Source organism: Desulfopila aestuarii DSM 18488, assembly GCF_900143695.1.
GTDB classification, from domain to species: Bacteria; Desulfobacterota; Desulfobulbia; order Desulfobulbales; family Desulfocapsaceae; genus Desulfopila; species Desulfopila aestuarii.
The window spans coordinates 1-9,107 of sequence record NZ_FRFE01000063.1 but is presented as its reverse complement, the minus strand read 5'-3'; the positions used below and the strand labels follow the sequence as shown (position 1 = coordinate 9,107).

The following is a 9,107-nucleotide window of genomic DNA, read 5'->3' as shown; positions in this document are numbered from 1 at the left end:
GACCAACCGGACAGTATTGAAACCTGAACTCTGCTTTTCCTGGACCTGGGATTGTACCGCAAGAGGAAAAAAACGCGGTTGCGGTTCGTGAGAAACCTTCAATGAGCTCTTTCGACGCCAGTAACCAAATGTCGCCAAAGAGAGCATGTTCTCCCGGCAATATGATGATTGCGTCAGGCCGCTACTCTCCCATGAGCGGATGTGTTCCTGCCAATATTCCTGCTTGGCCGACCGATTCTTGCTATGCTCTGTTTTCATTGTGCCCTCCCGTGGTCTGGTTTGCCACAATGAAACAGATTGTTAACGATATGAAAAGATGGCGTTTGTTGAGCGCTTACATTACTACGGCCCCTTCACCGCTGAGGATATCGCGGTTGATCCTTTCAATACCGATATCGTGGCTGTTTCCTTAAAGGTTGATCGGTTTTCCCCCCGGCACCGCGGAGTCGCAATTTTTGACAAGGGCATTCAACGAGAAGAAACCACTGCAGATCATACCGGATCAAACCGTATCGAGTACTCCACAAGCTCTCAAAGGCTTTACGGGTATAATAACGAAACAACAGAATATGGACTTCGTGAACTCATTGTTGACCCAATGGGTGTAAATGAAGTCAGTGTCTGGAAACAGTATATTTCAGGATTCGGCGTTGATATTCATATCCATGGAAATGTCATCTACTCAACAACAGGGGTCGCAATCGACATGAATGGATCTTCGCCGACAACATTAGGCAGGTACCCTATTTCTGGTACAGCCTCGGAGCTTCTCATCGATGACTTCGAGCATCTAGCCTATTTCCTTGTTGGAAATAAGATTGAATTGTTTGACCTCGACACCTATGTTTCGCGAGGTTCCATACCTCTGCCAACCGTTTCATCTGACAAAACAGACGATCTGGTAATTTACCAACATAAAAAATTTGCACTCAGAGTCGCAAATGGCAATCAGATTATGTTTATTGATGCCGTACCCGGTGATCAAGACGGTGATGGCATTGAAGATTATATGGACAACTGCCCGGAAACTGCCAACCCCGATCAGCTTGATACCGATCAGGATTCACTTGGTGATATATGCGACGTATACCCAAATGATGCAGACAACTATGCCGCCTGCCTCGTTGAAACGCAGGTGCAGCATGAGATTATTGACAACCTAAACGCCGCGAATCATCAGCTGCAATCAGACCTGGACTCCTGCCAAGGCCAGACTCAGAACCTTAACGCGACTATCAGCCAACTGCATTCGGCTAATACTCAGTTGTTGTCCGAAAATCATCAGCTCGAAGAGGCACTCACTGCTCTGAAAAATTCAATCGATTCAGACGCGGATGGAGTACCTGATTATCTTGATCTCTGTCCCAATAGTCGAAAAAATAAGCCTGTGGATGCAAATGGTTGCTAGATTCCTCCTCTAAAACCTTTTACGGAAAATATCAGATATCAAATGGGGGCGCTGAAGACCGTTCGCCCCCATTTGATTGTCCATCTGGCAAAGGCTCATTTACCCCTTGGATTTTGCACAAGCTGATATATTAGACTTTTAAGCAAATCAACTGTGGCAAGATGGAGATGAAAAGCACGACCAAGTGGGTGCCCCGTGAGGCTTCTTTAAGAATGATGGGCATGCGGTGAGCTACTTGCCTAGTAGAAAAAATAGAGGGCGCATTTATTAGTTTCTTGTATGTAAAAATACCCGTGTATCACAAACGTATCACACATATTTAATATTTAATATATTAACCACACATTACAACGCTGTCGTGAGCTTCGAATCCTCCCGTCTATTATAGACCCACAGTCGGCTATTGAGGAATCGTGTTGTCCTATGCAAATGAAATAATACCTATATAAAAGCAACGGCAATTTATGAAACATTTTCAATAATGAGAATATTTAGGTAAGCTTGGGATTATTCCTAAGTAGAGAGAGCTTTGGCGCAAGAATATAAAATATAACCTGCCATACTTATAGCTTGAAAAAATGCCTCATGAAGTAAAAGCCTAACTCATTTCAGTGTTTTTGTATGAAATCATAGATGTTTGTCCCTGTTATTACATAAAATGCAAGCGAAAAATCCAGCGCGCTAAAAGAGTGGCCTCTATGTTCTCCGTCTCCAATTATTAATTCACAATTCAAACATGGGTTGTAACCAGTTTTTCTTGTGTCTCCTCTCAACCTGAAAAGATTTCTGTTTGATATTTGGTACTTCCCATTGATAATTTTTTCCTTACCCTCCACTATGAAATTACCTAATTTATGCTCTGGAGAAATTACGTTATAGCATGAGTATGCAGCGCCGTCAGGATAAATGCATAAATGTCTGTAAAGATGATCGCATCCAAAATATTCATAATTATCTTGCTTCTGTTTATAAATTCTTTCAAACTCGGCAAAACGATCTGAGGACATTTTCATTGGACCTTCGTCTGTTCGGTCGGATAGAGATATACTTTTTTCTTGATGGATGTCACCTGGAGTACATTTGAATTTATCAACTCCTAATGTCAATGCCATTTGATATGAGGCATCAATTTGATGACGATTCCATGGAAATTTTAGAATTTGCCATTCTAGAGTTGGAGTAGCAGACTTTAATTCCTTTTTTCTCTGAATCAAACGTCTTATATTACTTAGAACTAAATTCAGGTCTCCATTTTTCCTATATTTCTGATATACTTCCTGAGTTATTCCATCAACTGATATAATAAGGAAATCAAGGCCTGACAATATTATATCGTCCAGATGATCGTCAGTGATCATTAAACTTAAATTCGAACTTGCATGAACCCAAATATTAAATGATTTGATTTTCTTTACAAATTTAGGAAAATTTGGATTCAATAATGGTTCCCCCCAGTTAGCAAAATACACCTGAACAAGGGTTTCTCCAAAATCATTTAAAATCTTATCCAGAGCATTCTCATCTAAAATTGGCATATGATATCCAGCCATCCTGGCCTTATGCCCATGGCAATGGGGGCATTTTAAATTACAATTAAAAGAGGGATCAATATAAAGGTGAGGTGGATTTGAATTTAATTTAGTATGTTTGTGGAGTCGCTCTTTTTCATTCATTATAAGATTTTCAATCTTTATTTTGGTGATATTGGGTAACAATCTATATTGATTTGTCTTTCTCAAATCATCAACATTGTAAACAGCTACATCTGCAATATATTTATCTTTAAATCTTTGACATAATAGAATTTCAAGATGTTTGACTACTTTCTGAGCAGGGAGGTTAACGTCAAAACCACACCTCAACTGAACGTTAGGAAATAATTCCAGGACATCCTGCCGTTCCACATTCAGCTGAACAGTAAGATTTTTGGCATCATATAGTATCCGTAGATCTTTGTGATCTTTAGATAAGCCTAAAAGAGGCCGTCTCTTATTAGCTATCCAACCACGTAAGGAAATATATCCTTCTTCACTGTCTGTGTTAGAAAAAAATAAACAATGTTCGATATATAAGTTAACGTTTTTCAATTTAAAATATTGGTGCAAAATTCCATTTACAGCACGTTCTCGTTGTATTCTTGCATAAAAAATATTTTCCCTGATTTCAAATATATTTCTCAATATTGGACGCCATACTCGATAAAGACCCAGAGCATAATAAAAATTTTTAACTGCTTTTTTAAATTTATTAGTCATACTTCATTAATATTTTATTCGCTGGATTTACATATTAGAAATTTTCGTTTATTTCAAATCTCTATTTGAGATGCAGTTCGACTCAATGATGTTGTCTTATCAATAAATAAAAAATCATCCATACAACTGCATCTAAGCCACAAGTCCCAGTCTTCAACACCTTCCATATTTTCATCGAATCCTCCATTTTTTGAATATAGCGAACGATTTATTATAACTGTATTAGAATGTATATAATTCTTGTTCAAAAGAACAGATCGATCAAATTGCCTTTGATAATTGTAATCCAAATTGTATTCAATCTCATAATATTGACAATCTCCGACAGTATTAGATATATAACTAACCTCAATTGATGAAGAATATGCCGCTAAGTAATTTTTGTTATTCAACAAACCATTAACCAAAATTTCTACATGATCGGCAAATAGCAAATCTGTGTCTTCAAGAAAAACAAGATAATCTCCTTTGGAGAGAGATGCGCCTTTATTCCATGCAGAAGATCGTTTCTCAAAATTTACAGTGTGATAATAGAATGGAAAAGGAAAATTGATGCTTGAGCACAGTTGGTTAGCCATTGGTTCGATAGTGGTTCCTTCTTGGTCAATGATAATTAGTTCAATATTTGAATATGTCTGGGTTGCAACTGTAATCAGAGTTTCACAAAGCCAATGACCTCTCCCAGGTGACGTCCTTACGATAACAGATACAAGTGGAATATTCTTATTCGGACATTTGTGTTGCTTATAAAAATCACCTGAACGTCGTCTTTCGAAGTCCCAATTATAAAACGGGAAAATAACATTACTTTTTTTTCGTGAACCTAAAAAATAAACTATATTTTTTACAACAATACAAAAACATTCAGCAATATCTTGCCACTGATTGGAATCTCTATATCGATCTTTCATCAATTGCAGATACATAATTGGTATCTGTAGAATGTCAGCCATGGATCCATAACGAAGGCGAATAAAACTGTTGGCGATAATATTTCCTTTAAATTGAAATGGCTTAAGTTCTTCAGGACTATTATCACGATAGTAATAATGCCACACTACACTCTTTGGACAATATTTGACCGAAAAACCATGATCTTTTAAACGATAGGATAGCTCGGTATCCTCACCATACATAAATATTTTATTTTCGTAACCACCTACTGTTTTTAAGGCTTCTCTTCTAAAGAGAACGCATGAATGTGCAGACCAAATCGTATCAAATGTAATAGGATCGTAATATTTTGGATGTTCATAAGGTTTCTGACGAAATTCAAGTGATCCTAAGTTTCCCCCTTCCTTAATTGCTGCTTTTACAATCTCAACAATAGCATCTGGTTCAAATTCTAGATCAACATTGCTAACTAAGAAATACGGTGCAGTACTGTGATTAAATGCTAGGTTTTGCCCATTCCCAAATCCTAAATTCTCTTGTTGGAGTATCGTAAATCCTCCAAATATAGTGCTGTATTTAGTTTGCATTTTAGTCAAGATACTCATGCTGTCATCGGTGGAACTGTGATCAACAAAAATCAGAGTTATCTTGTCTAAAGGATATTGCTGGTTTAAAAGAGAATTTATAAATAAAGAAAGCCATTTGCTATTGTTATAGGTAACTATGCCAATGTCCAATAGCGGATGTTCGTTGGGAGGTGGGGATGGTCGTATATACCACTGCAATCTTTCCCGTCGCCCGATAGCCATCTGCCTTGTAACAACTGTGTTTCTATGTATACGAGCATCTCTGAAATGATTATCAATAAAACAAGAGATGTGGCCTTTAACGTTTTGAAAGAAGTTTGCCCTCAACAGCACACATTGCCTATATCCAAGCGACCCTGCGATAAAACTAACTATCTTTTCTGTAAGTCTATTAAAATAGTTACTTGCCCTCCTACCCCTTACAATTAAAGTTCGTAAAGGATAAGTCATGCGCCAAGTATTTGAGTTTACAACCTCAGCAAACTCATTTTGTAATTTTTGATAATCTCTCAAAGTCTCAGCCAAACGGATTTCCAACTCATTTTTATCCCGCAAGAGCTTTTGGTTTAATTCATCTTTCTCATCTTTGCAAAGAACTCGTTCGACTGTCATTTTCCCTGATCGTCTATGATAATTGTCAATTTTAGTAGCGTTATCTATTTGAGTCACCGTTGCCAATGCCTAATCGCTTGTCCTGTCGCGAGAACATTATCTTCGGCCAAAATATGATTTAATTTCATTAACAATTTTTATTCTACTTTCATTCGTTATCCACCACCCAGACGGTATACAAATCATAGATCGTGTGAATTCATCAACCCCAGGTAGTTGTCCATTGCAGAAGGGTTTAAAGCATGTAAAACGATCATTTCTTGAATGTACTTGAGAAACCATAATCCCTTTGCTAAACATATAGTTTGAAAAATCTATTATGTTTGCTGAAATGTGTAATGTGTAAAACAAATAACTTCCTTTCCTGTTTTCCAATTGAGGTATTAAGGCAATTTTATCAATTTTTTTTAACTCATTTGTGTAAAATTCTGCGTTACTGCATGATTGTTGGACAATTTTATCTACGTATTTAAGTTGCTCTATTCCTATTGTGGCACAGATATCATTCATATGAAATTTGTAACCACATTCTATTATGTCTTGTTCACATTCATGCCGAAAATTTGCATCCTTCAGTTTGCGATCAATCCCAAACCATCTGAGTCGCTTCCCTCTTTCGTAATCAGATGCTCTTTGGCAGCACAAAATACCTCCATCTACAGTTGTTATATGTTTTACAGCCTGAAGAGAAAACACAACATAATCGGTATGATTCCCTATTTTTATACCATTGTAAGATGCTCCCATAGCGTGGGATGCATCTTCAATTACTTTTATTCCGGCCTTAGTAGCAATTTCCTTTATTGGTTCAATATCACATGGATATCCTCCCCAGTGAACAATCATTATAGCCTTTGTTCTCTTTGAAATTTTTCTTTTAATATCATTTGCATCAATATTGCCATTGACCGGATGCACATCAGCCCAAATTATCTTGGCACCTGAATCAATAATTGCCATATTGGTCGCAGTGCATGTCATTGGGGTAGTAATCACCTCGTCACCTGGGCCAACATGAGCCAACCTTAACGCCAATCTCAAACCAGATGTTCCTGAATTTAAAGACAAAATGTATCTATTGCCAATATATCCAAACAATTCTTTTTCGAATTTATCAACCTTTCCCCCCTGCCCGATATAACCAGAGAATAATGTCTGAATCAGTGGTTCTTTTACTGATTCAGGCATAAATACCTTAAATAATGGTAAGAATTGATTCAACATCCTGTACCTTTGCTGATAGTTACATTTTGCAATTGGTGTGAATCCACTAGTTCTTGAGTGAGTCCGCCCCATTTAAATAGGAAATCAGCATAAGCAACTCTTGTTTTACCCTCTTCCAAAATTTCTTTGTTTTCTTTAAGAGTTTTAATGATATCTCGAACAGTTCTGTGAAGGATTTCTTTCCAATAATTATTTGGTATTTTATTATGTGTAGGGTATGAATCGCAGATTCGATAGGGCTCGTCAAGATCCATAGTCAAAAAATAGGGAGTATTACAGTCGTGACTCACAACCCAACCAGGTTTATTTTTCATTGCCCAATCTAGAAATATTGCTGACTCATGAAAATTTATCGGTGTGGTCAAATACTTTAAATGGACCTTTTCTCTAGCCTGATTTATCAGAATATCTGAAAATTCAAATACCCGATCAATAGGTAAATTCGTTACTTTACGATATGTTTCTGCCTGAAATCCGTAAAAAGATATAAGAATTGAATCAAAACAACCATCAATAGCATCGGCCACTTCGGGTTTGACGTTTCCGCTTGTCACCAGTTCAACATATGTGTCATTATATTTTTTCTTAACACCTGTAAACCATTTGAGACCATGCTCTTGAACAAGTGTTTCGCCACCAAGAACACTTAGTATCTTAGGAGGGCATAGGTCTAGAAATCGATCGTAATAGTAGGATAAGTCTTCCTTGTTATATTGACCTGTACGAGTATGATATGGAGAAAAATGACCGCACATAGCGCAATTAACATTACAATATTTAGATGTTTCAACAATAATATGCCTAAAATTAATGTTATCTTCCTGGTTAGCTTTCCTTAGTTGGCATGTTCCACAAATATTACACTGCTGATCAAAGTCTCGTAGTTTCGCCAGAATATTATCGTCCTTGATATTTCCTATTACAAGTCGATCTTCTGGCCATGTATTACAACATGGTAGAATGCTTCCATCATCTCTGATAAATATCGTTTCATAGTGACAAGCTAATTTTGGAAGAGACTGTATAGGATTTTCAAGTTCTAGGTCGTCCTGCATTTTTTGAAGCTGAGCTTGATGAAGTTCAGCAAGGCTTGGTATGTCTTTATTCAATACTGGGAGTTCACTCATACGAATCAATCCCGATCTAATCTTTCTTTTTATTAATTGAACTGGACCCATTATGATTGCCTCCATTTAAATTTTTTTCTACGGGACATGATACTCGGTGATTCAAAAATTCAGAATTAGCAGAATTGTTTTTTTAAAATTAAATATTTATTCCTCAAAACGAAATGGATACCTGAGTTATAAAAAAAATATGAACAAAGGGCTTGAACCTGTGAAGTGACAGAGTTGCAGACATGTTTCAGCTCCTACACTTAACCATGATCGATCAAAATATCTTAAAAACACTACCAACTAATTGCCCAAAAATACGATATCAGATTTTCGTACCTTGCAAAAGCAATTTGTATGTTAGGGCCACTGTCGCTGCAGGTTGTCCTAACGTCAATGTCAAGCAAGGACATATGCACGAAATGTTTATAATTCCACTCAAGCTTTCCGGTAAACGAAAGGTAGACTCGCAAACCAAACGGTTTACCTAATAACGGATCCTCGGACTACTGAAATAGACACAAATTTGTACTACGCTCATAACATTTGTCGCAGAACCGCTTCATAAGAGCCACTTCATAACTGGTGACGACTGGAGCCAGATCGTAGTGCCGAAGAAGCAGGATATTAAAAACCATGTGTAAATGGTTGTGACATCTACAGATACTTGAGGCCGAACCTTTCATTTATGTCAACAATCATTTTGAGGGCTCAGGATTCAGAACAGTAAGTATCCACCGGCAAAGCCGGTGGCTTTAGATTTTGGACCGCTCAAAGCGGTATGTTAAACAAATTTACTGACCACCATTGGGTGGTCGCTTATTTAAAGAGCGATAGCTGTTCGACACGATGGTCTTCTTTTTCTTGTTCCCGGATATATGCCCGAACAACCTCTTCGTCGGTGCCGACAGTTGAGACAAAATAACCCCGTGCCCAAAAGTGCATCCCACTGTAGTTCTTCTTCTGCCCAAGGTAGTTTCGTGCAATGTGGATTGCGCTCTTTCCTTTCATA

General features: G+C 37.5%; 7 protein-coding genes. 1 reads left to right on the top strand and 6 read right to left on the bottom strand.

Annotation, left to right across the window (positions count from 1 at the left end; genetic code table 11):
* Window positions 1–258 (bottom strand): IS66 family insertion sequence element accessory protein TnpA (tnpA, locus tag BUF15_RS26975; protein WP_327021884.1); only part of this gene is annotated, 258 nt, incomplete at its 3' end.
* Between the two features lie 58 nt (window positions 259–316).
* Here tnpA and BUF15_RS25720 point away from each other — a divergent pair.
* Window positions 317–1,408: a thrombospondin type 3 repeat-containing protein gene (locus BUF15_RS25720; RefSeq protein ID WP_073617165.1), complete on the top strand. Its 1,092-nt coding sequence runs from the start codon at window positions 317–319 to the stop codon at window positions 1,406–1,408.
* 608 nt (window positions 1,409–2,016) lie between these two features.
* Here BUF15_RS25720 and BUF15_RS25715 read toward each other — a convergent pair.
* The 5 genes from BUF15_RS25715 to BUF15_RS25695 all read right to left on the bottom strand — a co-directional run.
* Window positions 2,017–3,663: a radical SAM protein gene (locus tag BUF15_RS25715; RefSeq protein WP_073617163.1), complete on the bottom strand. Its 1,647-nt coding sequence runs from the start codon at window positions 3,661–3,663 to the stop codon at window positions 2,017–2,019.
* Between the two features lie 53 nt (window positions 3,664–3,716).
* Window positions 3,717–5,756, bottom strand: coding sequence for a glycosyltransferase family 2 protein (locus tag BUF15_RS25710; protein ID WP_073617161.1), 2,040 nt, complete (start codon window positions 5,754–5,756; stop codon window positions 3,717–3,719).
* A 96-nt stretch (window positions 5,757–5,852) separates the two neighbouring features.
* The gene (locus BUF15_RS25705; protein ID WP_073617159.1) at window positions 5,853–6,980 is read right to left on the bottom strand and encodes a DegT/DnrJ/EryC1/StrS family aminotransferase; all 1,128 of its coding nucleotides are present in this window, start codon (window positions 6,978–6,980) and stop codon (window positions 5,853–5,855) included.
* Entirely contained in the window at window positions 6,974–8,107 is a 1,134-nt protein-coding gene (locus BUF15_RS26970; protein ID WP_143170893.1) for a radical SAM/SPASM domain-containing protein, read from the bottom strand. Before BUF15_RS26970 ends, BUF15_RS25705 begins: the two co-directional genes overlap by 7 nt.
* Before the next feature lie 807 nt (window positions 8,108–8,914).
* On the bottom strand, window positions 8,915–9,107 hold a 193-nt coding region (locus BUF15_RS25695; RefSeq protein WP_200802502.1), incomplete at its 5' end, for a transposase.

Bases quoted from the DNA above. Each gene is read 5' to 3' on its own strand.
- BUF15_RS25720 (WP_073617165.1), top strand. From the start codon at position 317: ATGGCGTTTGTTGAGCGCTTACATTACTACGGCCCCTTCACCGCTGAG.
- BUF15_RS25715 (WP_073617163.1), bottom strand. From the start codon at position 3,663: ATGACTAATAAATTTAAAAAAGCAGTTAAAAATTTTTATTATGCTCTG.
- BUF15_RS25710 (WP_073617161.1), bottom strand. From the start codon at position 5,756: ATGACAGTCGAACGAGTTCTTTGCAAAGATGAGAAAGATGAATTAAAC.
- BUF15_RS25705 (WP_073617159.1), bottom strand. From the start codon at position 6,980: ATGTTGAATCAATTCTTACCATTATTTAAGGTATTTATGCCTGAATCA.
- BUF15_RS26970 (WP_143170893.1), bottom strand. From the start codon at position 8,107: ATGAGTGAACTCCCAGTATTGAATAAAGACATACCAAGCCTTGCTGAA.